The sequence below is a fragment of the Caballeronia sp. GAWG1-1 genome (assembly GCF_023631465.1).
Taxonomy (GTDB): domain Bacteria; phylum Pseudomonadota; class Gammaproteobacteria; order Burkholderiales; family Burkholderiaceae; genus Caballeronia.
Genome location: NZ_JALQDB010000007.1, coordinates 1 through 25,253 on the forward strand (window position 1 = coordinate 1; position 25,253 = coordinate 25,253).

General features: G+C 61.6%; 25 protein-coding genes and 3 tRNA genes. 13 read left to right on the top strand and 15 right to left on the bottom strand.

Annotated features, from left to right (window positions below):
• Positions 1-879: 879 nt before the first annotated feature.
• The 7 genes from NCT03_RS03760 to rph all read right to left on the bottom strand — a co-directional run bounded on the left by NCT03_RS03760 (position 880) and on the right by rph (position 7,182).
• Positions 880-1,665, bottom strand: coding sequence for a hypothetical protein (locus NCT03_RS03760; protein WP_250463783.1), 786 nt, complete (start codon positions 1,663-1,665; stop codon positions 880-882).
• A gap of 91 nt (positions 1,666-1,756) precedes the next feature.
• Complete coding sequence (locus NCT03_RS03765; RefSeq protein WP_250463786.1) at positions 1,757-3,001, bottom strand: tyrosine-type recombinase/integrase; 1,245 nt, start codon at positions 2,999-3,001, stop codon at positions 1,757-1,759.
• 238 nt (positions 3,002-3,239) lie between these two features.
• Positions 3,240-3,329, bottom strand: a tRNA-Ser gene (locus NCT03_RS03770).
• A 44-nt stretch (positions 3,330-3,373) separates the two neighbouring features.
• Positions 3,374-4,564, bottom strand: coding sequence for an MFS transporter (locus tag NCT03_RS03775; RefSeq protein WP_250492020.1), 1,191 nt, complete (start codon positions 4,562-4,564; stop codon positions 3,374-3,376).
• A 29-nt stretch (positions 4,565-4,593) separates the two neighbouring features.
• Positions 4,594-5,817, bottom strand: coding sequence for a radical SAM family heme chaperone HemW (gene hemW / locus NCT03_RS03780; RefSeq protein ID WP_250491985.1), 1,224 nt, complete (start codon positions 5,815-5,817; stop codon positions 4,594-4,596).
• A complete protein-coding gene (rdgB, locus tag NCT03_RS03785) occupies positions 5,814-6,431 on the bottom strand; it encodes an RdgB/HAM1 family non-canonical purine NTP pyrophosphatase (protein WP_250491986.1) in 618 nt (205 codons plus the stop codon). Before rdgB ends, hemW begins: the two co-directional genes overlap by 4 nt.
• Entirely contained in the window at positions 6,424-7,182 is a 759-nt protein-coding gene (gene rph / locus NCT03_RS03790) for a ribonuclease PH (RefSeq protein ID WP_244827351.1), read from the bottom strand. Before rph ends, rdgB begins: the two co-directional genes overlap by 8 nt.
• 293 nt (positions 7,183-7,475) lie before the next feature.
• On the opposite strand from rph, the gene NCT03_RS03795 reads away from it, so the two are divergent.
• The 5 genes from NCT03_RS03795 (at position 7,476) to NCT03_RS03815 (ending at position 12,435) form a co-directional block, all read left to right on the top strand.
• Positions 7,476-8,420 (top strand): YicC/YloC family endoribonuclease, encoded by a 945-nt coding sequence (locus NCT03_RS03795; protein WP_250491987.1) that lies wholly within the window; start codon positions 7,476-7,478, stop codon positions 8,418-8,420.
• A 9-nt stretch (positions 8,421-8,429) separates the two neighbouring features.
• Complete coding sequence (gmk, locus tag NCT03_RS03800; RefSeq protein WP_244827353.1) at positions 8,430-9,104, top strand: guanylate kinase; 675 nt, start codon at positions 8,430-8,432, stop codon at positions 9,102-9,104.
• A gap of 70 nt (positions 9,105-9,174) precedes the next feature.
• Positions 9,175-9,378 carry a DNA-directed RNA polymerase subunit omega gene (rpoZ, locus tag NCT03_RS03805; protein WP_006025620.1) on the top strand — a complete coding sequence of 68 codons (204 nt, stop codon included), beginning with the start codon at positions 9,175-9,177 and terminating at the stop codon, positions 9,376-9,378.
• A 116-nt stretch (positions 9,379-9,494) separates the two neighbouring features.
• Positions 9,495-11,888 carry a RelA/SpoT family protein gene (locus NCT03_RS03810; RefSeq protein ID WP_250491988.1) on the top strand — a complete coding sequence of 798 codons (2,394 nt, stop codon included), beginning with the start codon at positions 9,495-9,497 and terminating at the stop codon, positions 11,886-11,888.
• 55 nt (positions 11,889-11,943) lie between these two features.
• Positions 11,944-12,435: a phage protein NinX family protein gene (locus NCT03_RS03815; RefSeq protein ID WP_250491989.1), complete on the top strand. Its 492-nt coding sequence runs from the start codon at positions 11,944-11,946 to the stop codon at positions 12,433-12,435.
• A 58-nt stretch (positions 12,436-12,493) separates the two neighbouring features.
• On the opposite strand, the gene NCT03_RS03820 is transcribed toward NCT03_RS03815, so the two are convergent.
• Both NCT03_RS03820 and NCT03_RS03825 read right to left on the bottom strand, forming a co-directional pair.
• Positions 12,494-12,570: transfer RNA gene (locus NCT03_RS03820), tRNA-Arg, on the bottom strand.
• 105 nt (positions 12,571-12,675) lie between these two features.
• Positions 12,676-12,752: transfer RNA gene (locus tag NCT03_RS03825), tRNA-Arg, on the bottom strand.
• A gap of 152 nt (positions 12,753-12,904) precedes the next feature.
• On the opposite strand from NCT03_RS03825, the gene greB reads away from it, so the two are divergent.
• Complete coding sequence (gene greB, locus NCT03_RS03830; protein ID WP_244827356.1) at positions 12,905-13,456, top strand: transcription elongation factor GreB; 552 nt, start codon at positions 12,905-12,907, stop codon at positions 13,454-13,456.
• Positions 13,457-13,548: 92 nt separating this feature from the next.
• Here the strand turns inward: greB and NCT03_RS03835 are convergent, their stop codons facing one another.
• Both NCT03_RS03835 and NCT03_RS03840 read right to left on the bottom strand, forming a co-directional pair.
• Positions 13,549-14,682: a porin gene (locus NCT03_RS03835; protein ID WP_244827357.1), complete on the bottom strand. Its 1,134-nt coding sequence runs from the start codon at positions 14,680-14,682 to the stop codon at positions 13,549-13,551.
• A 531-nt stretch (positions 14,683-15,213) separates the two neighbouring features.
• Positions 15,214-15,447, bottom strand: coding sequence for a hypothetical protein (locus NCT03_RS03840; protein ID WP_502800346.1), 234 nt, complete (start codon positions 15,445-15,447; stop codon positions 15,214-15,216).
• 661 nt (positions 15,448-16,108) lie between these two features.
• Here NCT03_RS03840 and NCT03_RS03845 point away from each other — a divergent pair.
• Entirely contained in the window at positions 16,109-17,266 is a 1,158-nt protein-coding gene (locus NCT03_RS03845) for an exonuclease domain-containing protein (protein ID WP_250491991.1), read from the top strand.
• Here the strand turns inward: NCT03_RS03845 and NCT03_RS03850 are convergent.
• From NCT03_RS03850 to NCT03_RS03860, 3 genes are all read right to left on the bottom strand, one after another.
• Entirely contained in the window at positions 17,263-17,880 is a 618-nt protein-coding gene (locus tag NCT03_RS03850; protein WP_250491992.1) for a chorismate mutase, read from the bottom strand. The genes NCT03_RS03845 and NCT03_RS03850 overlap by 4 nt on opposite strands.
• 208 nt (positions 17,881-18,088) lie before the next feature.
• On the bottom strand, positions 18,089-18,238 hold the full coding sequence (locus NCT03_RS03855; protein ID WP_244827361.1) for a hypothetical protein: 150 nt from the start codon (positions 18,236-18,238) through the stop codon (positions 18,089-18,091).
• Between the two features lie 551 nt (positions 18,239-18,789).
• Complete coding sequence (locus tag NCT03_RS03860) at positions 18,790-19,695, bottom strand: LysR family transcriptional regulator (RefSeq protein WP_250463810.1); 906 nt, start codon at positions 19,693-19,695, stop codon at positions 18,790-18,792.
• Positions 19,696-19,818: 123 nt separating this feature from the next.
• On the opposite strand from NCT03_RS03860, the gene NCT03_RS03865 reads away from it, so the two are divergent.
• The 6 genes from NCT03_RS03865 to NCT03_RS03890 are packed head-to-tail and all read left to right on the top strand — an operon-like array spanning position 19,819 to position 24,471.
• Positions 19,819-20,754 carry a ketopantoate reductase family protein gene (locus NCT03_RS03865; protein WP_250491993.1) on the top strand — a complete coding sequence of 312 codons (936 nt, stop codon included), beginning with the start codon at positions 19,819-19,821 and terminating at the stop codon, positions 20,752-20,754.
• Positions 20,755-20,766: 12 nt separating this feature from the next.
• On the top strand, positions 20,767-21,159 hold the full coding sequence (locus NCT03_RS03870) for a VOC family protein (protein ID WP_250491994.1): 393 nt from the start codon (positions 20,767-20,769) through the stop codon (positions 21,157-21,159).
• A 1-nt stretch (position 21,160) separates the two neighbouring features.
• Positions 21,161-21,619 carry a MaoC family dehydratase gene (locus tag NCT03_RS03875; RefSeq protein WP_250491995.1) on the top strand — a complete coding sequence of 153 codons (459 nt, stop codon included), beginning with the start codon at positions 21,161-21,163 and terminating at the stop codon, positions 21,617-21,619.
• Complete coding sequence (locus tag NCT03_RS03880) at positions 21,619-22,842, top strand: CaiB/BaiF CoA transferase family protein (RefSeq protein WP_250491996.1); 1,224 nt, start codon at positions 21,619-21,621, stop codon at positions 22,840-22,842. The genes NCT03_RS03875 and NCT03_RS03880 overlap by 1 nt, the downstream gene beginning before the upstream one ends.
• Positions 22,839-23,672 carry a shikimate dehydrogenase gene (aroE, locus tag NCT03_RS03885; RefSeq protein ID WP_250491997.1) on the top strand — a complete coding sequence of 278 codons (834 nt, stop codon included), beginning with the start codon at positions 22,839-22,841 and terminating at the stop codon, positions 23,670-23,672. Before NCT03_RS03880 ends, aroE begins: the two co-directional genes overlap by 4 nt.
• A 10-nt stretch (positions 23,673-23,682) precedes the next feature.
• Positions 23,683-24,471: an enoyl-CoA hydratase-related protein gene (locus tag NCT03_RS03890; protein WP_244827368.1), complete on the top strand. Its 789-nt coding sequence runs from the start codon at positions 23,683-23,685 to the stop codon at positions 24,469-24,471.
• A gap of 11 nt (positions 24,472-24,482) precedes the next feature.
• On the opposite strand, the gene NCT03_RS03895 is transcribed toward NCT03_RS03890, so the two are convergent.
• Positions 24,483-25,133: a DUF4286 family protein gene (locus NCT03_RS03895; RefSeq protein ID WP_250491998.1), complete on the bottom strand. Its 651-nt coding sequence runs from the start codon at positions 25,131-25,133 to the stop codon at positions 24,483-24,485.
• Between the last annotated feature and the right edge of the window lie 120 nt (positions 25,134-25,253).

The window sequence follows — 25,253 nt, forward strand, 5'->3', positions numbered from 1 at the left end:
TGACGTTAGTCATGACGCACCTCGGCGCGGGCGAGTTCAGCGAGATGCAGCAACGCTTCGGCGCAGCAGTCGAGCGCGTCGTTTGCGGAGGGCGCAAGCGCGGCGTCGCGTAGGGCGCGGTTGATAATTTGGATTTGCAGCGGAAGGGCAGTTTGCTCGGGACGAGCGAGGGTATTGCCATGCATGGCTTTGCTCCTAGACGAGACTATGGACCCGTATTTGAGACGGGCGGGCAGGAGCTCAAAACCGTGTCTAGACGGCGGGCATATTCCCCTTGCGGGTCTTTTATTAGCCGCACTCCCGCCCATTGGAGCAAAACCAATAGACGAAACAAAAGCCACAGACTGACGGGGTGGCTTGACCGCTAGACATGGTGTTTTGAGCACCGTTCCCGGAGGATAGTCGAGCAATTCGCCGTCCGTCAAGTTGTTCGCAAAATCGTACCTAACCGATGGCGCCTGTAAGCGCTCCGATCTAGCATCTCTAATTGGGTTGTTTGATTGACTGGCCTTTGAGCCAGCTATTTTCTTATCTGTCATGCGGACTCTCCGAGCAGGACCGCACGCAGCTCACCAACGTTCCACAATGCGTGGCCGCCGATGTTGCGGGGTTTCGGGAGGTCGCCGCGCTTGGAACGGTTCCAGACGGCAGAGACGCTACAGGAGCAGAGAGCAGCGACGGTTTGAACCCTGACGCCTGCCGCGGCGGGCAGGCTATCGAAGTTCCGGACTTCAGTGTTGGTCATCGTATCGACTCGAAATAGTGCGGGATTGCACTGGTCGAGACGACTTTAATAATCAATGACCTGCTGAGATAGCCGCGCGCCGAGCGGACGTAACCATATGGTCGCTCTTCGTATACGCGTGCCACGCAAGCGTATTAGGCAGACTTGTCTCTCCGTAGATCAAGGATCCATTCATAGATGGTCGTAAATGCTCTGTCTTCACTCAGCTTGCATTCGTGTCGACGGTTCATCTCTAGTGCGCCGGCCTCAAGGGCCTTTGCCGCTTGTCGAGCTGACTTGCCGTTCCACTTGCCGGCAGCGAGTTGATCACGGAGCCAATCCTTGATCGGCTGGTAACGCTCTGCGCGGGCAAGCCCCCCATTTGACGAACGCTCAAGCAGTGCTTCCCGAGCGGCTTCGCGAGCCTTTTGCGCGGCATACTGCCGTCCGGCCGACTGACTCGCGATTGAGATGCTGTTACTCGAATTGGATAGATGATTAAGCGCTGCCGTGACTTCGCCTTTTCGCAGGCATGCTCCAGCACGGTCTATCTCCGATAGTGCCTGTGCGGCCAGCATCATCAAGACGGCAGGCTGTTGAAGGAAGGGGGTCGATGCGTCAGTGCAGCCTTTAAATGGAGGCGGCAACTCGTCCAAATCGTTTTCCTTGAGCTGGGATAGCAGCAGGGAAGCCGATCCATGCTCTGGCGTGTAGGGCCAGCCGTGCTCCGCTGCTTCTTGTTGGCCCAAGGAATTCCAACGATCCTCAACCGTTTCCACCACTTTCGAAAGCGCAAAGATCGCGCTTATGCTCGCAGTGCCCGCGTATCCATGCCAACGCGGCGAACACCACGTCCTCGCGTTCTCAACGAAACCGCTTAGCCCAAGATCTGCGGCCCGACGATCGTACGGGTCGTCGAACTCCCCAATGATTTCAAACATAGCTCGCCCTATAGCAAAGCCCTATCTGGGAGCCGTGCCAGCCGGGTAGGGCACCCGGTTTTCGCCCCGTCGGGCTAGGCGCGGCAAACCTTCACGCCGGTTCATTCATGGGCAGGACGGCGCCCAGTTCGATGACCTGGTCGCAGAACGTAGCCCAGTCTTCCATCAGCCGGCGGCGCTTCTGCAGCACGTCGGAGCGCCAGTAGGCCGCCTCAGTCGCGTCGCCCTTGATGTGCGCCAACGCCACCTCGGCCAGCTCGCGTGGATAGTTGGTGTACTCGCTCGCCCAGTCCCGGAACGTCGAGCGGAAGCCGTGCGGCGTCGCATCCAGTCCTTGCCGGCGCATGATGGCGAGCAGAGACATGTCCGAAAGCGCGCGGTTTGCCCGTGGGCTTGGAAAGACGAGATGGACATCGTCCTGGCGTTCTATCGCCTTCAGGAGCCGCACGGCAGCCGCGGGCAGCGGCACACGGTGCTCCTTTCGCGCCTTCATCTTCTCGGTGGGCACGGACCAGATGCCCTTTTCGAGGTCGATCTCGCGCCAGTCGGCGGCCCGCGCTTCGCCAGACCGCGCGGCGGTCAATATCGAGAACTCCAGGCAGCGGGCGCTGACGCCTTCGATAGCGCGCAGAGTCTTCATGAATGCGCCCATCTGCACGATCGGCAGGGCGGGGTGATTGCGTACGCGCTTCGTCTTCTTCGGGGCGCTCAGGAGCTTGTCAAGGTTGCCCCGCCAGGCGGCCGGGTTGCCGCCTTCATCCCGGAAGCCTTTGACGCGCGCATAGTCGAGAATGGCCTCGATCCGGCCGCGCAGACGGCTCGCCGTCTCTGTCTTCTCTTGCCAGATCGGTTCCAGGATCTCGAGGACATGAGAGCGCGTCACGTGGCGGACCTGCATCTTGCCGATGACTGGATGAGCGTATTCGGCGAGGGTGTATGTCCACTGCGCGCCGTGCTTGGAGTTGTGCCACTCGACTTCCTTCGCCGCGATGTAACGCTCCGCCGTTTTCTCGAAGGTCATTTCCAATGCCTGGCCCGCGCGCAGCTGGCTCGCCGCTTCCTTCCTCTGCATCACAGGGTCAATGCCGCGCTTGATGTCCTCTCGAAGGGCAAGGGCTCTTTCGCGCGCCTCGGCGACGCCCATACCCTTCTGAGAGTAGGCCTCGATGCCGATTTCACGACGCTTGCCGGCGACAACGACACGGAGCACCCAGTAGCCTGCCCCAGTGTCCGAAACGTACAGGTACAAGCCAGTGACGCCGCCCACAGCGTAGCGGCCGGTTTTTTTCAGTCTGCTGACCGCCAGCGGTCCAAGTTCCTTCGCTTTTTTTGGCATTGGCGCTCGTCAAGGTTCCCACGGGCGGTGAGTACCAGGAAGCGCGGGAGCAATCTATCCACCAACGCCTCCACCATCAGCCCTCCACCATCCCATCCACCATAAAATTTACAACTGAACGCGTCGAAACGCAATGAGACGAGACGCTCGGACGTAGGAGTATCGGGCTGAGAGGCTTACTGAATGGGGGTTTGCGCGATCAAGCGCGACGAAACGAGACGAGAGAAAATAGGCGGGGTGGCGGAGGCGGTGAGATTCGAACTCACGGAAGGATCACTCCTTCGCCGGTTTTCAAGACCGGTGCCTTAAACCGCTCGGCCACACCTCCAGCAAGGCGCGTATTGTAGCGCACTCAAACGCGCTTCGGAACCATCAGCCTTCGAGCGAGCGCGTCGCTTTCAAGGCGGGAAATAGTTGCATCCATAGAAGCGCCACGGCGATCGTTCCGAGTCCGCCGATCAGCACCGCCGGCACCGCGCCGAACAAGCCCGCCGTCATCCCCGATTCGAATTCGCCGAGCTGATTCGACGTCCCGATGAACAATGAATTGATCGCGCCGACGCGTCCGCGCATCTCATCGGGCGTCTGCAACTGCACGAGCGACATGCGCACGACCACGCTGATCACATCCGACGCGCCCAGCGCCGCGAGCGCCACCAGCGACAAATAAATGTTGCGCGACAAGCCGAACACGATCGTCGCAATGCCGAACGCAATCACGCCACCGAAAAGCGCCGTGCCCGCACGCTGCCGCAACGGAAAATGCGCGAGCCAGATCGAGCCGGTAAGCGCACCCACGGCCGGCGCCGCGCGCAAGACACCCAAGCCCCAAGGTCCGGTATGCAGGATGTCGCGCGCGAACACCGGCAAGAGGGCGGTCGCGCCGCCGAGCAGCACCGCGAACAAATCGAGCGACAACGCGCCAAGGATCACCGGCTTCTTGCGGATGAAAGCGATGCCCGAAAACAGCGCCTCGAACGACAGCGGCGCGCGCATGCGGACAGCTTCATCGATCCTGATCGCCGCCACGGCAAACGCCGCGCCGAGAAACGCGACGGCTACCGCGCCATACACCGTCAACGCGCCGAGGCCGTAGAGGAGGCCGCCCATCGCCGGGCCGAGAATCTGCGCCGTCTGATTTGCCGAGGTGGACCACGCCGTCGCGTGCTGCAATTGCGAACGCTGGACGAGATTGGGCAGCAACGCCGCCATCGATGGCGATTCGAACGCGCGCGCCGCGCCCGTGATCGCCGCGATCGCGTAAATGGGCGCAACGCTTTGCCAGCCATGCCACGCGCCCGCGCACAGACAGAGCGCCGCGACGCCCTCGATGCCCTGACAAACCCAAGCGATCGTGCGCCTGTCGTAACGATCGGCCACATGGCCGACGACGAGCGTGAGCACGAACATCGGCAGGAACTGCGCGAGTCCGACGAGCCCGAGCGCGAACGCGCTATGCGTGATCGAATAAACCTGCCATCCGATCGCCACCGACATCATCTGAAATGCCACCGACGACATCACCCGCGCGCTCCAGAAAAGCGCAAACGGACGATGCCGCATCACCGAGTCCGATCCCAACGTGGGCGCGCTCAATTTTGCGAATCCTTCAAGAACAGCTCCTGTAGATCGTTGAGAAAGCGCTGGCCGAGCTCGGTCGGCGCAATGCGTTCGAAGTCGCGCGTGATGAGTCCGCGCTTCTCCGCTTCGACGAGCGCGGGTTCGATAGCCGACATCGACAAGCCCGTGCGCTCGATGAACGAATGCACCGGAAAGCCTTCGACCAGACGCAGCGTGTTGAGCATGAATTCGAACGGCAGATCGCGCGGTCCGACTTCGCGCTCTTCCTGAATCGCGCTCTGGCCGGGCGAAAGCGCCTGGTCCATGAATGTCGCCGGATGCTTGAAGCGCGCCTGCCGCAAGATTTTTTGCGGAAACGAGAGCTTGGTATGCGCGCCCGCGCCGATTCCAAGGTAATCGCCGAAACGCCAGTAATTCAGGTTATGTTTGCTTTGCCGATGCGGCTTCGCATACGCCGATACTTCGTAATGCTCGTAGCCGGCATCGCGCGTGCGTTCGTGAATCCAGTCCTGCATGTCGGCGGCGGCATCGTCGTCGGGCAGCGTGGGCGGGTATTTCGCGAAGAGCGTGTTCGGCTCCATGGTCAGGTGATACAGCGACAAATGCGGCGGCGCAAAGCCGATCGCGGTGTCGATATCGCGGCGGCATTCGTCGAGCGTCTGCTTCGGCAACGCGAACATCAGGTCGAGATTGAAATTGTCGAAGTGCTTCGACGCGATTTCCACGGCTTTGCGCGCCTGCGTTGCATCGTGAATGCGGCCGAGCGCCTTAAGATGCGTTTCGTCGAAACTCTGAATGCCGATCGACAAGCGGTTCACGCCGCTCGCGCGAAACTGCGCGAACTTCGCGGCTTCGAATGTGCCGGGATTGGCTTCGAGCGTGATCTCGGCGTCGGCGTCGATGGGCAACAAGGCGCGCGCGTCCGAAAGCAGCCGGTCGAGACCTTTCGCGGACAAAAGGCTCGGCGTGCCGCCGCCGATGAAAATGGTGTGTACCTGCCGTCCCCACACGAGCGGCAGCGCGCTTTCGAGATCGGCACGCAAGGCGTCGAGATAACGGTCCTCGGGGAACGCATCGCCGTTCCACTCGTGCGAGTTGAAATCGCAATACGGACACTTGCGCACGCACCACGGGAAATGCACGTAAAGCGCGAGCGGCGGCAACGACTTGAGCCGGATGCTGCCCGGTGACGTGAATGCCTGCACGACATTGATTGTCTTCGGACCGGAACTCACGCAAGTTCCTTGAGACGTTGCAGCAGTTCACGCAGCGCCAGCGCCCGATGCGAAAGCGCGTTCTTGCGTGCCGGATCGAGTTCGGCAGCCGTCGCGTTGAGCGTCGGCAAAAAGAAGTGCGGATCGTAGCCGAAGCCATGTGCGCCGCGCGGCGTGTCGATGACTTCTCCGTGCCAGCGGCCTTCGGCGATGAGCGGTTCCGGATCGTTCGCGTGACGCACGAGCACGAGCACGCAGAAGTAATAGGCGCGGCGGTCGGCTTTGTCGGAGAGTTCGGAGACGAGGTGCGCGTTGTTGGCCGCATCGCTTTTCACGCCGCCGTGCATCGAGGCGAAACGCGCCGAATACACGCCGGGCGCGCCGTTCAGCGCGCGTACGCAAAGGCCGGAGTCATCGGCCAAAGCGGGCAGGCCGGTGAGCGTCGCGGCGTGGCGCGCCTTGGCCAGCGCGTTTTCGACGAAAGTGGCGTGCGGCTCTTCGGCTTCCGGCACGCCGAGTTCGCCCTGCGCGATCAATTCGATTCCCGCCGCATCCAGCAGCGATGCGAATTCGCGCAGCTTGCCCGCGTTGTTCGACGCGAGCACCACGCGTCCGAGTGTTGCCGTATCAGACACCTTCTATCCCCAGTGCAGCTTTCTGCTTCGCGATCAGGCCTTTTATGCCGCTGTCCGCGAGGTCGAGCAGCGCGTTCATTTCGTCGCGCGAAAATGGTGCGCCTTCCGCCGTGCCCTGAACTTCGACGAAACCGCCCGCGCCCGTCATCACGACGTTCATGTCGGTGTCGCACTGCGAGTCTTCCTCGTAGTCGAGGTCGAGCACGGGCGCGCCCTGATAGATGCCGACGGAAATGGCCGCGACGAAATCCTTGATCGGCGATTGCGCGATACGGCCATTCGCGACGAGCTTCGTGACGGCATCATGCGCGGCGACGAACGCGCCCGTGATGCTCGCCGTGCGCGTGCCGCCGTCGGCCTGGATGACATCGCAGTCGATATTCAGCGTGCGCGGACCGAGCGCGTTCAGATCGAATACGGAGCGCAGCGCGCGGCCGATCAACCGCTGGATCTCCTGCGTGCGGCCGGTCTGCTTGCCGCGCGCGGCTTCGCGGTCGTTGCGCGTATGCGTGGCGCGCGGCAGCATGCCGTATTCGGCGGTGAGCCAGCCTTGGTCGCGCCCGCGCAGGAATTCCGGGACGCGCTCGGCGATACTCGCCGTGCAGATGACCTTGGTATCGCCGAACTCGACGAGCACCGAGCCTTCCGCATGCTTCGTGTAGTGCCGCGTGATGCGCACGTCGCGCAATTGATTCGCGCGGCGGCCGCCCGGACGCGGAACGGAAGGTTTCAGCAGGGGAGAGTCGGTCATGGATGGGCCAGAGTGGAGTTGAACGCGTAATGAAAGTGCCGGCGCTCGATAAAGACGCGGGAATAACGCGAAAGCGCGGCGTGTGCGCGATTTTATCGTTAATCCAAAGCCGGCGTTGCCGCGCGCGGCAAGCGCCGCGAGGCGTCATATCGGCGGGCGCGGCAGTAAAAATGGGATAATGCGGGTTCCTCGCCCGGCGGCCATACGCGTGCCACCGAAGCGCACCCTCAAGCGCGCCGGGCGCTCGTATCGAAACGGCCTTCGCAACGAAGGCTCACATCGCGAGACGTACCATGATCTACAGCATGACAGGCTATGCCAGCGCGACCCGCGAAGTCGTCGCGGATGGCGCGGGACCCAATGGCGCGGGCGGTTCGGGCGTCGGTGTATCGGTGGAATTGCGCACGGTGAATTCGCGCTTCCTCGATCTGAACTTCCGCATGCCCGAAGACGTGCGCGCAAGCGAGCCGCAATTGCGCGAAATGCTGATGAGCAAGCTTTCGCGCGGCAAGGTGGATATCCGCATCAATCTGAATCGCGTGGAGCAGACGGCCAACGCAGGCGCGCTCAATCGTGAAGCGCTCACGCAACTCGCCGCGCTCGAACGCGCCGTGCTCGACGTGTTTCGCGACTCCGAACGCATGCGCACTGGCGAAATTCTGCGCTGGCCTGGCGTGCTGAAGGAGAGCTCGGTGTCGCAAGACACGTTGCGCGAAGCCGTGCTCGCGTGCGGCAAGCAGGCAATCGCCGATCTCATCGACGTGCGCGCGCGTGAAGGCGCGGCGCTGGGCGCGGTGCTCATCAACAACGTGACGGAGATGGAAGCCATCGTCGCGCGCATCACGCCGCTCGTGCCGGAATTGATCGCGAAGCATCAGCAGAAGATCGTCGAACGCTTGCAAGACGCGCTCGGCATTGCGACGAACGACGGCGCCACATCGACGAGCGTGCCGCGCGAGGAAATTGCCGAGCGCATTCGCCAGGAAGTGACGATGTACGGTATTCGTATCGATATCGCCGAGGAATTGCAGCGCCTTACCGCGCATCTGACCGAAACGCGCCACGTGTTGCAAAAGGGCGGCAAGGTCGGCAAGCGCCTCGACTTCATGATGCAGGAGCTTAATCGCGAAGCAAACACGCTCGGCTCGAAGGCCGCGGCGAAGGAACTCGCGGATGCATCGATGACGCTGAAACTGCTCATCGAACAAATGCGCGAGCAAGTACAGAATCTGGAGTGACGCAACATCATGCCGAACAACACGCACCGCTCGCACAGCAACTACACGGGCATTTATCCGGGCAACCTGTTCATGGTCGTCGCGCCTTCGGGTGCGGGCAAGTCCACGCTCGTGAACGCGCTGCTTGCACAGGACGAAGCTATCCGCCTGTCCGTTTCCTATACGACGCGCGACCCGCGCCCGAAGGAAAGCAACGGCGTGCAGTATCACTTCGTTTCCGTCGATGAATTCATGGAACGCCACAAGGCAGGCGAATTCCTCGAAAGCGCCGAAGTGCACGGCAACTACTACGCGACCTCGAAGGTGTGGATCGAGGATCAGATGCGCAACGGCAACGACGTGCTGCTCGAAATCGACTGGCAGGGTGCGCAGCAGGTGAAGAAGCAGTTCCGCAATGCGGTCGAGATTTTCATTCTGCCGCCTTCGCTGGACGCGCTCGAAGACCGTCTGAAAAAACGCGGCCAGGACTCGGAGAAAGTGATCGTGCGGCGTCTGCTTGCAGCCGGCAGCGAGATGGCGCATGCATCGGAAGCGGAGTATGTCGTGATCAACGAGAACTTCGATCGCGCGCTCGCCGAGTTGCAGTGTCTCGTCAAGGCGACGCGGCTGCGCTTCACCTCGCAATACGCGCGTCATACGGAGCTATTCGTGGAGCTCGGCATTCACTCCGCGCAGGCGCAATGACGCGAAGTAGTGGCCGGGTCATGCCGGTCACATAAGGTAGAATAAAGTACATATCGAGAAGGAAACAAACATGGCCCGCATCACCGTCGAAGACTGCCTGAAACAAATTCCTAACCGCTTCGAGCTCGCGCTTGCAGCGACCTATCGCGCGCGTCAGCTCGCACAAGGCCATACGCCGAAGATCGAAAGCCGCGACAAGCCTACGGTCGTTGCGCTGCGCGAAATCGCGGCCGGCCAGGTCGGCGTCGAAATGTTGAAGAAGGTGCCGGTTTAATTGCCTTCGCCTTCGTAACAGCCCGTGTGATCCTCATCACGGGCGCTGTTTTTTGCATGGCGTTTCAACTCTCCTAACCGGACGACATTGCGCGTCACTTACCCACGGAGGCGAACATGAGTCAAGCACCGTTGCCCGTCTCCGCCTCCGTGGAACCCGACATCGAAATCGATCAGGATGCGGTGCTCGACGCGGACAAGCCGCAAGCGGCGCGCAGATATATCGATGCGGTCCTCGAACAGTCGTTTCGCCATCTGTTCGGGCCCACCGCCACGCCGGAACAGCCGCGCAAGCACGACGTCGTTTCCATCGCGAAACTGACGAACACGCTTGCAGGCTATCTTTCGCCGGAAGAGATCAAGGAAGTCAAGTCGGCTTTCCATTTCAGCGACGAAGCGCATCTCGGGCAGTATCGTCAAAGCGGCGAGCCCTACATCACGCACCCGGTCGCCGTGGCGGAAATCTGCGCGGGCTGGAAGCTTGACGCGCAATCAATCATGGCGGCGCTACTGCATGACGTGATCGAGGATCAGGGCGTCACCAAGACGGAGATCGCGGAGCGCTTCGGCGCGAAGGTCGCCGAACTGGTCGACGGCTTGTCGAAGCTCGACAAGATGGAATTTCGCAATCGCGAGGAAGCGCAGGCGGAAAACTTCCGCAAGATGCTGCTGGCCATGGCGCGCGATGTCCGCGTCATCCTCGTCAAGTTGTCGGACCGGCTGCACAACATGCGCACGCTCGGCGCGGTGCCCTCGGAAAAGCGCCGTCGCGTCGCGCGCGAGACGCTCGACATCTACGCGCCCATTGCGCATCGGCTGGGTCTGAACAATACGTATCGCGAGCTGCAGGATTTGAGCTTCGCGAACTTCAATCCAACCCGTTACGCCACGCTCGAAAAAGCGGTGAAGGCGGCGCGCGGCAACCGGCGCGAAGTGGTCGGCAAGATTCTCGAAGCCGTTCAGCGCACCATCGCGGACGCCAAGATCAGCGCCGAAGTCACCGGCCGCGAAAAGACGATCTTCAGCATCTACAAGAAGATGCGCGACAAGCAGTTGTCGTTCTCGCAAGTGCTCGATGTTTACGGTTTTCGCGTGGTCGTGGAAAGCGCGCTCGAATGCTATACGTGCATCGGCGCGCTGCATGCGCTCTATAAGCCGGTGCCGGGCAAGTTCAAGGACTACATCGCCATTCCGAAGGTCAATGGCTATCAGTCGTTGCATACCACGCTGGTCGGTCCGTTCGGCGCGCCCATCGAGTTCCAGATTCGCACGCGCAAGATGCACGAGATCGCCGAGGCGGGCGTTGCGGCGCACTGGCTGTACAAGAACGGCGGTGCCGACCTCAACGACGTGCAAAAGCGCGCGCATCAATGGCTCAAGTCGCTGCTCGACATTCAGAGCGAAGCAGGCGATTCGAGCGAGTTCCTCGAACACGTCAAGATCGACCTGTTCCCGGACGCCGTCTACGTTTTCACGCCGAAGTCGAAGATCATGCCGCTGCCGCGCGGCGCGACCGCACTCGACTTCGCGTATTCGATCCACAGCGACCTCGGCAATCAGTGCGTCGCGGTGAAGATCAACAACGAATTGCTGCCGCTGCGCACGGAGTTGAAGAGCGGCGATATCGTCGAAGTCATTACCGCGCCGTACTCCAAGCCGAATCCCGCGTGGCTCGGCTTCGTGCGCACGGGTAAGGCGCGCTCGGCCATTCGTCACTATCTGAAGACAATGCGCCTGAACGAGTCCGTGCAGCTGGGCGAACGTCTCGTCGATCAAAGCCTCAAGGGCTACGGTCTGGCGCTTTCGGATGTCACGCCGGAAGTCTGGGAAAAGCTCGTGCAATGGACGGGCAACAAGACGCGTCAGGAGATTTTCGCGGATATCGGTCTTGGAAGGCGCGTGGCGGCGGTCATGGCCAAGCGCATCGAAGTGCTGATGAACGGCCGCGACGACGACGATCACTCGCCGCGCGATCACGTCAATACGAATACGGCGCCGCCAGTTGTCATCACGGGCACGGAAGGCATGTCGGTGCAGCTTTCCGCGTGCTGCCGGCCGATTCCCGGCGACGACATCATGGGCTATATCGGCATCGGGCTCGGCATGGCCATTCATACGACCGAATGTCGCGTGGCGCAGCGGATTCATCGGCGCGATCCAGGCCGCTGGATCGACGTCGCGTGGGCGCCGCAGCCGGGACGTTTGTTCGATGTCGCGGTGAAGGTGCTCGTCAGAAACACGAAGGGCGTTTTTGCGCGCGTCGCGGCGGACATTACGTCGGCGGATGCCAACATCGTCCATATCGCCATGGATGAAGACGTCTCGCAGGAAGCCAAAATGCTGCGCTTCGTCATCCAGGTCAGCGACCGCGTGCATCTCGCCAACGTAATGCGGCGTGTGCGGACCAATCCGGACGTCATGCGTATCGCGCGCGAGCGGCCTAGCGACGAGCCACATCATCGCAATCAGGAAGGCGGCATGCGCATCGACCGCGAACGCGCCGACTATTGATCCACGGCGCGGGCACATCGCGTGCATGCCTGTACGACTACAGGAGAAGCGCCACATGCAAACATCCGACCTTGACGGCCAGGCACTCGACTACTGGGTAGCGCGCGGGCTGCACGATTTCATTCGCGAAATCCACTTCACCGACAGCGGACAGACGCTCTCCATTCGCGGCAACGATCGCGGCCGGCCTTGGGATGGTCGCTTCTTGCCATCGACTTCGTGGGAAGCCGCTTCGGTCGTTCTCGAGCGCGCGTGCCGGCTCGAAATGAGCGATCACGGACGCGGCGAGGTGGTCTGCAGCGTGAGCTTCGGCAAGGACGCGGACACGATGGAAGGGCGCGGACCGTCGCTGCGCGTGGCGCTTCTGCGCGCGTTCGTGCGCCACTCGTTCGGCGATACCGTGGACGACGAATTCCCGCATCGCTCGCAAATGCTGATGGGCGAACGAGCCGAGGCGATTGGCGAGCCGAGCGCGATGGCATCGGTTGAAGATTTGCCGATACCGGACGAGCGTATTGGTGATATTGGCTCGTTGCCGCGGCAGTAGAGTAACTAGCGACGAGGCAAACAAAAAGGGCCTTCCGTGTGGAAGGCCCTTCGAAAGGTGGTGCGGCTGGCAGGATTCGAACCCACGACCCCTTGGTTCGTAGCCAAGTACTCTATCCAACTGAGCTACAGCCGCACGCAAAACGGTACTGCTTCAAACGGTACTGCTTGTTTATTACATGCGCTTTTGGTTAAGCGCTTGATGCTGTTTTCCGTCCGAAGGCGGGAAACCCGAATTAAGTGGTGCGGCTGGCAGGATTCGAACCCACGACCCCTTGGTTCGTAGCCAAGTACTCTATCCAACTGAGCTACAGCCGCACGCAGAAGCGGAATTATAGCCAAGCCTGTTTGAAAAAGGAAGGGGCATTGACCAAATTATCGCTTTAGATGCGTCCGCCACGCTCAACGCGCGTGGTAAGTTGTTGGTTTGGGGGCGGAGAAGCCCCGGAAATTCGAACTTGGTCTGCGCGATGAACAAGGCATTTGTCAAAGAGTCGGACGAGAGTGACGACGATCTCGAACTCGGTCAGCCGGACATTCCGGCGGGGACCAAGAACTACATCACGCCAGCGGGCCACAAGCGCCTGCGCGACGAGCTGTTGCAATTGCTCGATACCGAGCGCCCCGAAGTGGTCAGGCTCGTGTCGTGGGCGGCGTCAAATGGCGACCGCTCGGAGAATGGCGATTACATCTACGGCAAGCGTCGGCTGCGAGAAATTGACCGGCGTATCCGCTTTCTCGGCAAGCGTCTCGATCTCGCGGAAGTGGTGGACAGCAGCAGGCAGGAGAACGTCGACCAGGTGTTCTTCGGAGCGACCGTCGACTATTCCGGCGACGATGGCGAGGTGCATACGGTAACGATCGTCGGCGTGGACGAGGTCGACCTGGACGTCGGTCACGTGAGTTGGATCTCGCCGGTGGCGCGCGCGCTGCTCAAGGCGAAGATCGGCGATACGGTGCCGTTGCATACGCCCGCAGGCGTGCAGCAGATCGACATCCTCGACGTGCGCTATCCGCGCTAAAAGTTTTGAAGGCGCTTCGGTGCCCGGAACGTTGGACGAAAAAAGGCCGCTCCGAAGAGCGGCCTTTTTCATACTGATGAAACCAGTCCAGCTTAGAAGCGGTGACGCAGACCAACCGTTGCCGAGACTTGGTTCGGCGTCGACGAAACGCCTACGCCGTTGATCGTCGCGCCCAGACCCGTGCCATCCAGATCCGAAACGTGTTGGTATTCGCCTTGCAGATACACGTCCGTACGCTTGGACAGCGCGTACGCCGTTTGCAGGTCGACTTGGTGGAACTTCGGCTTCACGCCATCGATGCGGCTGTCGGTGTACGTGTAGTTCGCTGCGAGGGACAAAGCCGGCGTCAGGTTGTAACGGCCGTTGACTTCGTAGTTCGTGAAGCGAACGTGGCCGTCCGTCAGACCAACCAGGCCAGCGCCTTGCGAACCCGTGTTGCTGATGGCCGTTGCGTTGTCCAGCATCGTCTGCGTGAACACGAAGCCAACCGTTGCCGGGCCGAAAGCGTAGTTCACGCCGCCGCCGAAGATGCGTTGACGGCCAGCCACGAACGGGTTGTCGCCGCTGATCGCGCCACCGGTGTTCAGCGAACCGGCGTTGTTCAGTTGCATGTACGCGCCAGCGATGTTCAACGGGCCGTAGTTGTACGATGCGCCGACGCTGTATTGACGGTTGTCCGAGAAGCCGCCTGCTTCGTTCGAGAAGCCATACTGCGCGCCAAGCTTGAAGCCGGCGTAGTTCGCGCTCGTGTACTTGACCGAGTTGTTCACGCGGAACGTGTTGTCGAGGTTGTCGTTGTCGAACGGGTGGGCGAACTGCGTGCCGCCGTATTGCGTGCCCGTCAGAGCCAGAGGCCCGAGGAAGTCGACCACGGAGTCATATTGACGACCGAGCGTGACCGTGCCGAACTGTTCGCTCGACAGACCAACGTACGCTTGACGGCCGAATTCGCGGCCACCCTGGCCCAGCGTGCCGTTAGCGATGTTGAAGCCGTTTTCCAACGTGAAGATTGCCTTCAGGCCGCCGCCGAGGTCCTCGGCGCCGCGCAAGCCCCAACGGCTGCCGTTCACCGAACCGCTGGTTTCCTTGAAGTTGCTGTGGCCGTTCTGATTGTTCGTGTAGGTGATGCCTGCATCGATCAAGCCGTACAGCGTGACGCTGCTTTGGGCGTGAGCTGCAGTGGCGAAGACACCCGAGAGGGCTGCGACGATGAGAGTCTTTTTCATCTTTGTAACTCCGAGAGCAGATTGGGCCCTAGACCCAGGCTTTGAGGAAACCTCGTTCCGGCGCGCTGCGAGAGGCGCTGTCGGAGGAGTCATGCGTCACGAAGAGACACATGTGTTTCCGGACCAGACGAAGTGTAAAGACGGCGTTACAAGCGGGGCGTTCCAATTTCCGCAATAAATCATTCTTCTAACAGCAATGATCGATCAACCGCTTATTCTTCTTTTAATACAACGCTTTAAGCGCGAATAAAGTCGTAAGGGCGGAAGTGTCAACCAACTCGCGTTGCGCAAGCGCTACATATAAGTTGGCGCAAAGCAACAGGCGCTTTCCGAAAATACGGATTGTTGAGCCAAGTGAAACAGAAGATTGCTTTTTTCGAGGGTAATTATTGCTGCAGCCGTGGCTATACTGAGGGCTCTGCTTTCCGAAGCAGACTTTTTCGTTGACGGAAAAGATCTCCAAACTTTGTCAGCGCGATCTTCGGGTCGCGCTTTTTTTTGCTTGAAACTTCGCGGACTCACGGGCCGCAATCAGGCCGTGGCTTTCTCCTCTTCCCGCTCGACGACGTCCGCGCCGAGCGGCACTGCCCAATCCTCCATCACGTAGCGGCGGGCGTCCATGGGCGATGCGAGCAGGTTTTGCCAATGATCGCCGTGCCAGGAAGGATCGATTTGGAGCAAGCCGGCCGATGACGCCTCCGGCGCAATCGTCGGAGCGAATGCCAGTTTTAGCCAATGCGCAATACGCTTGAATTGGATTATCACCGCGTCCTCCTTTACAACTGGTTGCGAGTTAGTTTCCATAATCCTTAATTGCAGAGAATTGGGCAAGACGAGTAAACACTTACGATTTAATAAATCGATTACGGGCGCGGTAATTTTCCACTTAATTAATGCGTCACTGCCTGTTGCTTGGAATAACGATGACGGAAAGCAGTAATCGGGATGGTCTGAATTACAGATTAGTTAATGTGCAACAGCGGTCGCCGTATTATCTTCCGGGCTCGATAACGATTATCGACCTCTGACTTGTGAGACCGGAGATTCGCAGGATGCGCCCCATCGCGGTAGCTCGCGGCGCGTCCATCGCCGGTTGACGGCCAGCTGAAGCGGCCTCGGGCGGCGTATGGACGCTGACTGAGCGACCATCACCAAAATCCATAAGTAATCAGGGTTATCCGCCATTGTGTCAAAATTCGTGTTTAACGCTGTCGCCGCAAAAAATTTTTATTGCGACGACTCAAGCGTCGTAAATCGTAAATCCGGGTAATCACGTAAACCGACAATATATTCCCTTGACCAGAATTACTTACCGATTACCGCGGCTGCTCGGCGACCAAAGCCCCGGTCACCCCGCTGCGTTAGAATGGGCAATCTCGTCCCATTGCTTACTCCCGCGAATCCCGCAATCTCCCGCCGTCCGATAATGCATTTCGATCAACCCGCCGAATTCAAGCTTCCCACCGATCCCATCGTCTTCGTCGATCTCGAAACGACGGGCGGCACGTTCGGCATCGATCGCATCACGGAGATCGGCATCGTCGAGGTCGGGCCAAACGGCGTGTCGCAGTGGACCACGCTCGTCAACCCGCAGAAGCCGATTCCTGGCTTCGTCCAGCAATTGACGGGCATCACCGATGCCATGGTGCGCGACGCGCCCACCTTCGAAGCGCTCGCGCAAGACCTGCTCGAACGCATGAACGGGCGGCTTTTCATCGCGCACAACGCCCACTTCGATCACAGTTTCCTGAAGGGCGAATTCCGGCGGCTCGACCTGCGCTTCACGCCGGATGTGCTGTGCACCGTGCAACTTTCGCGCGCCGTGTATCCCGCCGAAAGCCGCCACGGACTCGATGCGCTCGTCGAGCGTCACGCGCTCGTGCCGTCCGCGCGTCACCGTGCACTCGCCGATGCCGATCTGCTTTGGCAGTTCTGGCAGCATCTGCATCGCTCGCACGCGGCCGATTTACTGAGCGCGCACGTCGAACGCGTGACGCGGCGCTTTCAGATCGCGGCTCATATCGATGAAGACACGATCGAGCGCATACCGGTTGGCTGCGGCGTCTACGTCTTTCGCGGCGACGACGATGCCCCGCTATATGTCGGCCGAAGCGTGCGCTTGCGTCAACGTGTGCGTTCGCATCTGGTCGGGCCACGCCGTTCCGCGAAGGATTTGCGTTTGTCCGCGCTCGTGCGGCGCGTCGAGTGGCGCGCGACCGGCGGAGAAATTGGTGCGTTGCTTGCCGAAGCGCAACTGGTGGCGGCACTGCGGCCGGCGCATAACCGCGTGCCAAAGGCGCGTACCGGCGACATGCGTGGCGCGCCGTGGCCCTATGCGGGTCCAATCGCAATCGAAGAACGCGATCCGGCGATGGCCGAACGCGTCTGGCATGTCATCGACCGATGGCAATATCTCGGTTCGGCTCGGAGTATCGTCGACGCGCGCGCCTTGTCGGCGATTGCTTCGGCGCCCGTTTTCGAACTCGCTACCTATCGCATCCTCGGCGAGCGCCTTGCGCGCGGACTGGCGTTCGTCGCACTCGAATGCGCGCCAGCAGCTGTCGGGAATCGGGTCACCAGCTAGCCAACCGCGCCCACGCCGCCCGCCGCGCACACATGCGACAACGCGTGCGAGAGCGGATCGTTCATCGACGAGTCATAGCGCGTCAAATGCTTCCAGCGCGCCACGCTTTGTGCAAGACGCAGCGGACAATCGTCGGCTTGACGTAGCGGTTCGACGCGCGCGAGCGCGGTCATGAGCGACTGCGTCAGGCGATCGAGCTTCGGGCGCGTGTCATGCGCGAGATCGGGCGGCGTGCCTTCTGGCGCAGCCTTCGCCGCGCGCCAGTTGGCGAAGAGCGCGTTCTGCACGTCCTTGCTGGCATCGATCTGATCGCGAAAGAACTGGCGCGCGAACGCGGGATCGACCTGCGCGGCGCTGGCTTTGTCTTCGACTTGCTTCAGGAGCGCGGCTTCGCGCGGTTCATCGGTGATCGTTTCGTGACGCGCCCACTTCCAGCGCGCGACGGGTTCGGCAAGCGCAAGCCGTTGCGAGACGAGAGCAATGAGACTGGTGAAGGCGGTGTCGTCGCCATCGGCGCTAACGGGCGCCGACAACGTGAAGAGCAAGGCGGCGACGCCAGTCGCCGCGAGCACGCGAGATGAAGCGAGAAGAGAAGTCAGAGATCGGCTGCGCATGGGCTCGATGCAAAAGCGCCAGCATAACGCACCGCTGTGAGAGTTCATCCTGGATAGGCGAGTCTTGCCGCACGACTCCCCGCTGCCGTCAAAAGGATAAGGCGCGACTTCGCCTGGCTTCTGCCATGAAGAGACCGTGAGGTCCGTGCGCGCCGTGCGCACCGGGCGTCGTTTTCACGACGACGGCGTGACGATCCAGCGCGCCCGCCTATTTCGAGCCGGTCGAGTTGCGCTGTTCGTCGAAGAACGCGCGAACATGCTCGGGCAACTCGGTGGCGAGAAATTCGACGGCGACCGGGTCCGGGTCCGGACTGTTTACTTTGTCGGGGGTCGGGATTTTCGTCGGTCTGGCGTCCATGATGCTCTCCTCTTTGTCGACAACGATTACTTACTAGCCATTCCGCGGCGCAAGCCACGTTTCATGGCTTTTGCAGCGCCGCATCCGGCCTTGCGAATTCATTACTGCGTTCTGTGTGAATGCGTTATCGGTACGCCGGCAGTCCGACTTGAGCGATTTATCCAGTACGAACGGTTTTAAATAAGCATGCGGTCACGAATTACCGAATTTAAAAATCGTCCAACGCAAAAATTACTTAAAAAGCCAGATAATCGGTAGCTCCGGAAGCCGCGCCCAGCTTGGCTTGGCGACCGTGGGGTCATCGCGCACTAATAGTTTAGCGATTCCTCTATGGATATAACGATACCGGGAAACCAGCGTTGACGCTCGATTGTGCGCAGCGGAAAATAGCTCGTTGTTGTACGAAAGCGCACATAAAGAATCAATCATCGAAGTGTGACGCCCGAATGTGAAATCGGTGTGGTGATTTCGCTGTTAATACGCAAGCGTGTCGGATCGAAACCGCACTGTTGTAATCGCACACTGAAAGCGTCTTCATGGCGTCACGCGAATCAGCTTGCGCTGCCGAATAGCTGCGCCACGACGGATCGCAGCCAGCGGTTGCCTGCTTCGTGGTGGTATCGCGCATGCCAGTGCTGGCGCACGGCAAATCGATCGACGGGAAAAGGGCAGGGGTGAACGGCGACGTCGTTGACTCGCGCCAGCGTCTCGCCGATATTGCGCGGCAGCGTGGCGATGAGGTCGGTGGTCTTGATGATCGATCCGAGGCCGAGAAAGCCCGGCAGTTCGAGCACGACATCGCGCTCGATATGCTCGCGCAGCAGCGCCTGCTCAAGCAACTGCGCGCCCGTGCCGGCTGCGATCGCCACATGTCCCTCGGCGCAATATTGCTTTCGGCTGAGCTTCGCGCGCAGCCTCGGGTGGCTGCGGTTGGTCAGGCAAACCCAATCCTGCATATATAACTGCTGCTGGTAGATTCCTCCGCCAAGCCAGGGCACATGTCCGATCGCCAAATCCGCCTCGCCGGATTCCAGGGCGCGTTCCGTGTTGCCGTCGATTCGCGCCGCATCGAGACGCACGCCGGGCGCCTGCGCGCGCACATGCGCCAGCATCCGCGGGAGCAGCGTGATGTGACTGGCGTCAGTCATGCAGATTCGAAACCGCCGCTTGGCGGTCGATGGATCGAACGCAATTTCCCATGCAGCGAAGCGTCGCAGCGATTCGAGAATCTCCCGGCATGGACCGATCAGCGCGTCGGCCTGCGGCGTCGGCGCCATGCCGCTCGGCGTACGAATGAAAAGCGGGTCCTGCAGATGCGTTCGCAAGCGTCCGAGCCAGATGCTGATGGTCGGCTGGCTTTGTCCGAGCTGCTCTGCGACGCGCGTCACGCTGCGCACGTCGTAGAGCAAATCGAAGAGTTGCAGCAGCTTGAGGTCGGGAAGTTCGATCGGTTCCATCGGCCCATTGTCACGGAACAAGCCGCGCGAGTGATATTGCCAAACGCAATGTGGTCATTGAATTCATTGCATTGCCGATATGACCCGTGAGCCGTATCTTGGTCGCAGATCAGGGAGACGGCTGTGAAAATCGCGATTCTGGGTGCCGGTGCGCTCGGCTGCGCCATCGGTGCGGCGCTGACCGAAGGCGGCAACGAAGTGTGGTTGCTGAACCGCTCCGCCGCGCACGTGGACGCCATGCGCCGCGACGGCCTGCTCGTCGACGACGCCACTGGCTCGCGTCGCGTCACCGTGCGCGCCACGACGCAAGCCGCCGAGGCCGGCGCGGCCGATCTCGTCATCGTGCTGGTCAAATCTTTTCATACCGATGCCGCCATGCGCGGCGCGCTCGAACTGATCGGTCCCGAAACGGTGGTGCTGTCGCTGCAGAACGGTCTCGGGCATGAAGACGTGCTGGCGGGAATCGTCGGACGCGAACGCGTGCTGGCCGGCAAGACATACGTCGGCGGCGTCATGCGTGGCGCGGGACATATCGAGTCGGGCGTGGCCGGCAAGGCGACCATCGTGGGCGAACTCGACGGCCGCGTTACCGCGCGCGTTGCGGCCATCGCCGACACCTTCAACGCGTCCGGGCTCGCCACGACGGTCAGCGACAACATCCTCGGGACGATGTGGGACAAGCTCCTCGTCAACGTCGCCACCGGCGCGCTCACGGGCATCACGGGCCTGACTTACGGCCAGTTCTATGAAGACGCGCATCTCAAGGCCACGTCTCTCGCGGCGGTTGCCGAAGCGATGGCCGTGGCGAAAGCGGCGGGCGTCGCGCTTTCCGTCACCGATCCCGAACGGCCGTGGATTCTCGCGGGCGAAGGGCTCTCGCCCGCCTTCAAGACGTCGATGCTGCAAAGCCTGGAAAAAGGCTCCGCTACCGAGATCGATTTCATCAACGGCGCGGTCGTGCGCTGGGGCGAGCGGCGCGGCGTGCCGACTCCCGTCAACGCGACGCTCGTCGCCTGCATCAAGGGCATCGAGCGGGCCATGACCGACCGAAAAGAATAAGGAGACAACCGCATGAACGGCAGCAAGGCATATCTGGAACACGTCGCCATCTGGGTGAAGGACATCCACTGGCACATCCGTTTTTTCGAGGACGTGCTCGGCATGACCATGCGCGAAGTCGACGGCACGATCGACGAACCGCGCCAGTACTGGACGCTCGGCGGACTGCAGTTCATCCACAAGCCGGACCATGACGCGCCCGAAGGCCGGCTCGGCCATCTGGGCGTGATGTGCGAGGACCTGGAGGCGGCGCTTCGAGCCGCGCAGCGCCACGAAGTCACTGAAATGCCGCAGGGACGCAACTGGATTCGCCTGCCGGACGGCCTTGCCGTCGAGCTGATTCAGGCCAAGCCCGCGTCGTGCGTGGCACGGGCGCTTTCCATCGATCCGCGTTCGGAGGCATGAGATGACGATTGTCGATAAATACTGGGACGACGCCCACGAAGGCGACGAGTGCACGAGCCCGACCTACACGGTCACGAAAGCGCGCATCCTCGCTTACGCCGACCTCACGGGCGACCACACGCCGGTCCACGTCGATGAGGACTACGCCAACGCGAGCCACTTCGGTTCGATCGTCGCGCATGGACTCTTCGGCTTGTCCATCGCGGACGGCCTCAAGACGCAGAGCGACTACCGCTTCCTGCCGGGCATGTCGCTTGGCTGGACGTGGGACTTCAACCTGCCGATCAAGGTCGACGACGTGCTGCACGTGAGGTTTCGCATCGGCTCGATGCGTGCCAGCAGGAGCCGTCCGGACTGGGGCATCGTCATCTTGCCGTCGGAGTTGATCAATCAGCACGGGCAGGTCGTCCAGCATGGCGAGCATCGTTTGATGGTGCCGCGCCGACCGGGAGCAAAGTAATGCAGGCACGTCCTCTGGAAGGCATGCGCGTCGTCGATTACAGCCACTTTCTGGCCGGTCCCTATGTCGGACGCTGTCTCGCGGCGCTCGGCGCGGAAGTCATCAAGGTCGAACGTCCGGTCAGCGGCGATGCGGGCCGTCAGCATGCAACCGTGCTCGACGACGAACAAAGCGCCTACTTCCTGCAACTCAACATGGGCAAGCGCGGCGTCAGCGTCAACATGCGCGATGCGCGCGGCAAGGAATTCATGCAGCGCCTGTGCGACTCGGCGGATGTGTTCGTCGAAAACTACCGGCCGGGCGCGCTCAAGAAGCTCGGCCTCGGTTACGAAGAGCTGTCCGCGCGCAATCCGGGTCTCGTCTATTGCTCGATTTCGGCTTACGGCCACACGGGACCGGACGCGCATCGCGCGGGCTTCGGGCTGATCGCGGAAGCGAAGAGCGGCATCATGCAGATGATCGGCAATCCCGGCGAGCCGCCGCCCCTGATGCGTATCTCGCTCGGCGACATGTACACCGGCATTCATGCGGTCGCGGCGATCAATGCGGCGCTGCTCGGCCGCGTGAAGAGCGGGCGCGGGCAGCATATCGACATGGCGCTCTACGACACGCTCGTGTCGATGCACGAATACGCGGTCCAGTGCTACACGATGCAAGGCGTCGTGCCCGAGCAAACCGGTCATGACATGCCGACATCGACGCTCTATGGCGTGTTTCGCGCCGCCGACGGCGACCTCGTGATCGCGGCGCAAGTGGACGATGCATGGAAGCGCTTCGCCGCGCTGCTCGAAGCGCACGGCGCACCGGCGGGCTTTGGCGCCGACGCGCGCTTTCACACGCTTAACGGGCGCAATGCGAATCGGCTCGACATTCTCGCGGTGGTGAAGCCCTGGGTCGGATCGCGGCCCGTTGCCGACGTGCTTGCGTTGCTCGACAGCATCGACGTGCCGTGCGCGAAGGTGCAGCGGATCGACGAAGTGCTTGCGGACCCGCAGATCATCGCGCGTGGCATGGTGATCGAGCAGGAGCATCCGCGCTTCGGCAAGCTGCGTCTGCCGAACCTGCCGTTCCGGTTCTCCGATTGCGATACGACCATTCGCGAAGTCGGGCCGGACCTCGGTCAGCACAACGCGGAAGTCGCGCAGTCGCTGGGGTTCGACGCGGCGCAGATCGACGCCATGCAGACCGACGGCGTGCTGTATTCGAAAGCGAGGCCGCGATGAGCGATCGGTACGCGGTGATCGGCAACCCGATCGGCCACACGAAATCTCCTTTGATCCACGGCCTGTTCGCGGAAGAAACGCGGCAGGACATGCGCTATACGGCAATCGAAGGACCGCTGGAACCGCACGACGCCTTTGCCGATACGGTGCGCGCGTTCATCGCGGACGGTGGCAAGGGCATGAACGTGACCGCGCCGTTCAAGCTCAAGGCATTCGCCATGGCCGATGAACGCAGCGAGCGCGCAACCCTTGCGGGCGCTGCCAACGCGATGAGCTTCGAAGACGGCAAGGTCGTCGCCGAGAACTTCGATGGCGTCGGCCTGGTGCGCGACATCGAGATGAATCTCGGTTTGCCGATGGCCGGCAAGCGCGTGCTTCTGCTCGGCGCGGGCGGCGCGGTGCGCGGGGCGCTGCTGCCGTTTCTCGATGCGCGGCCCGCCGAACTCGTCATTGCGAACCGAACCGTGCCGAAAGCCGAAGCGCTGGTGCGCGAAGTCGGCGCGCAAGCGTCGTTGACGGCCTGCGGATACGACGCGCTCGAAGCCATGGGCGGCTTCGATCTCGTGGTCAACGCGACCTCCGCGAGTCTCACGGGTGACTTGCCGCCCGTGCCGCCAAGCGTGTTCGATCCCGACGGCGCTGCCTACGAACTCGTCTACGGCAAACGGTTGACCCCGTTCCTTCGGCTCGCGCGCAATGCCGGCGTAAGGCAAGTAGCCGATGGCGTCGGCATGCTGGTGGAACAGGCAGCGGAAGCCTTCGAATGGTGGCGCGGCGTGCGTCCGCGGACGCGCGCGGTAATCGATCGGCTCACCGTTCCGCTCGACTGACGAGGCATCCATGACACCCGAAACGGTTCGATTCTGCCGCTACGAAGTCGAAGGCCCGCTCCTCACCTTGACGATCGATCGTCCCGAGGTGCTCAACGCGCTGCATCCGCAGGCGCATCGGGAACTGGCCGAAGCGTTCGATCGATACGCCGCCGATGCTTCATTACGCGTCGCCATCGTGACCGGTGCCGGCGAGCGCGCATTCTGCGTCGGCACCGACCTCAAGGCGCTGGCGGCGAGCGGCGACCATACGAAGCCCGCGACGGGTTTCGCGGGCATCACGCATCGCTTCGATCTTTACAAGCCATTGATCGCGGCGGTGAACGGCCTGTGTCTCGGCGGCGGCATGGAGATTCTCGCGGCATGCGACCTGGGTGTCGCCGCCGATCACGCGCAATTCGGTTTGCCCGAGCCGCGCGTCGGACTGGCCGCGCTGGGCGGCGGTCTCTTGCAGCGCTTGCCAAGGCAGATCGGCATGAAGGACGCAATGGGCCTCGTGTTGACCGGCAATCGCATCTCGGCCGATGAGGCGCGCCGCATCGGTCTGCTCAACGAAGTCGTGCCGGCGGCTGAACTGATGAAGCGCGCGCGCGCCCTGGCAGAAGACATTCTCGCGTGTGCGCCGCTGGCTGTTCAGGCATCCAAGCAAGTGATGCTGCAAAGCCTTGCGCAAGCGAATCTCGCCGCGACCCTGCACGAAGACTATCCGCTCGCGCGGCGCATGCTCGATAGCGACGACGCCCGCGAAGGACCGAAGGCGTTTGCCGAGAAGCGCAAGCCGAACTGGACCGGACAGTGAAGCGCCGCGTTCTAAGCGGTGCTTGCGTAGGAAAACCGGAAGAGCGCGCGGTCGCAATCCGCCGCCGATACTCCGAGCGCGTCTTGCATGGCCGCCGCGCCGCATTCCAGCGCATTGCGTGTCAATGCGCCCGCGAAAAGCAGATGACCGAAGCCGCCCGTATCCTCCGTTCCACGCATGCGCTTTTCCTCGGTCTGCCGGCCGCTGAGCGCGTCGTGGACGCGGCCGAGCCGCACGCGCGTGAGCGCATGTGCGTCGCGAAGCTCGCGAATGGTGTCGCCGATATCGACGCCTTGCTCGAGATCGAAGCGCATGCACCATTGAAAAGGCGCCAGGCCGCCGCCGACATCCACGAGCGTCTCGCACAACGCCCGCTGAACATTCCGATAATGCGGCATCAGCTTGCGGGTCCACTCGGTCGGTGCGTCGAGTCTCGCGAGATAGTCCGGCGATTCGAGATCGCGCGCGGAATCGACGTCGATCACGCACAGATAGCGCGGCCCGTCGCCGCTGATACGTTCCCATCGCTCCGCATGCCGGAAGCCGGGCAGGGCGAGCCGTTCTGGCAGATGCTCGAACGAATGCCAGCGCAGATATTCATCGACCGTGTCCGCGTCCACGTCGTGGCGGATAACGACCATGGCCTGTGTGCGCGTCGTCATGAGCGTTCCCCGTGGAAGAAGTCGTCGAAACACGAGCATGCGCGCGTCAATGCCGTAATGCAATTACCGATTGAAATACCTTTCCAAAATCGATACGCTTTCTAACAACATAGACAGCCG

Excerpts from the sequence above, each read along its gene's own strand:
- NCT03_RS03895 (WP_250491998.1), bottom strand. The coding sequence starts at position 25,133 with ATGACGACGCGCACACAGGCCATGGTCGTTATCCGCCACGACGTGGAC.
- NCT03_RS03760 (WP_250463783.1), bottom strand. The coding sequence starts at position 1,665 with ATGTTTGAAATCATTGGGGAGTTCGACGACCCGTACGATCGTCGGGCC.
- NCT03_RS03850 (WP_250491992.1), bottom strand. The coding sequence starts at position 17,880 with ATGCGCAGCCGATCTCTGACTTCTCTTCTCGCTTCATCTCGCGTGCTC.
- NCT03_RS03765 (WP_250463786.1), bottom strand. The coding sequence starts at position 3,001 with ATGCCAAAAAAAGCGAAGGAACTTGGACCGCTGGCGGTCAGCAGACTG.
- rpoZ (WP_006025620.1), top strand. The coding sequence starts at position 9,175 with ATGGCCCGCATCACCGTCGAAGACTGCCTGAAACAAATTCCTAACCGC.
- greB (WP_244827356.1), top strand. The coding sequence starts at position 12,905 with ATGAACAAGGCATTTGTCAAAGAGTCGGACGAGAGTGACGACGATCTC.
- NCT03_RS03815 (WP_250491989.1), top strand. The coding sequence starts at position 11,944 with ATGCAAACATCCGACCTTGACGGCCAGGCACTCGACTACTGGGTAGCG.
- NCT03_RS03775 (WP_250492020.1), bottom strand. The coding sequence starts at position 4,564 with ATGCGGCATCGTCCGTTTGCGCTTTTCTGGAGCGCGCGGGTGATGTCG.
- NCT03_RS03855 (WP_244827361.1), bottom strand. The coding sequence starts at position 18,238 with ATGGACGCCAGACCGACGAAAATCCCGACCCCCGACAAAGTAAACAGT.
- NCT03_RS03890 (WP_244827368.1), top strand. The coding sequence starts at position 23,683 with ATGACACCCGAAACGGTTCGATTCTGCCGCTACGAAGTCGAAGGCCCG.
- aroE (WP_250491997.1), top strand. The coding sequence starts at position 22,839 with ATGAGCGATCGGTACGCGGTGATCGGCAACCCGATCGGCCACACGAAA.
- NCT03_RS03860 (WP_250463810.1), bottom strand. The coding sequence starts at position 19,695 with ATGGAACCGATCGAACTTCCCGACCTCAAGCTGCTGCAACTCTTCGAT.
- NCT03_RS03845 (WP_250491991.1), top strand. The coding sequence starts at position 16,109 with ATGCATTTCGATCAACCCGCCGAATTCAAGCTTCCCACCGATCCCATC.
- rph (WP_244827351.1), bottom strand. The coding sequence starts at position 7,182 with ATGACCGACTCTCCCCTGCTGAAACCTTCCGTTCCGCGTCCGGGCGGC.
- NCT03_RS03795 (WP_250491987.1), top strand. The coding sequence starts at position 7,476 with ATGATCTACAGCATGACAGGCTATGCCAGCGCGACCCGCGAAGTCGTC.
- NCT03_RS03810 (WP_250491988.1), top strand. The coding sequence starts at position 9,495 with ATGAGTCAAGCACCGTTGCCCGTCTCCGCCTCCGTGGAACCCGACATC.
- NCT03_RS03835 (WP_244827357.1), bottom strand. The coding sequence starts at position 14,682 with ATGAAAAAGACTCTCATCGTCGCAGCCCTCTCGGGTGTCTTCGCCACT.
- NCT03_RS03880 (WP_250491996.1), top strand. The coding sequence starts at position 21,619 with ATGCAGGCACGTCCTCTGGAAGGCATGCGCGTCGTCGATTACAGCCAC.
- NCT03_RS03870 (WP_250491994.1), top strand. The coding sequence starts at position 20,767 with ATGAACGGCAGCAAGGCATATCTGGAACACGTCGCCATCTGGGTGAAG.
- gmk (WP_244827353.1), top strand. The coding sequence starts at position 8,430 with ATGCCGAACAACACGCACCGCTCGCACAGCAACTACACGGGCATTTAT.
- NCT03_RS03875 (WP_250491995.1), top strand. The coding sequence starts at position 21,161 with ATGACGATTGTCGATAAATACTGGGACGACGCCCACGAAGGCGACGAG.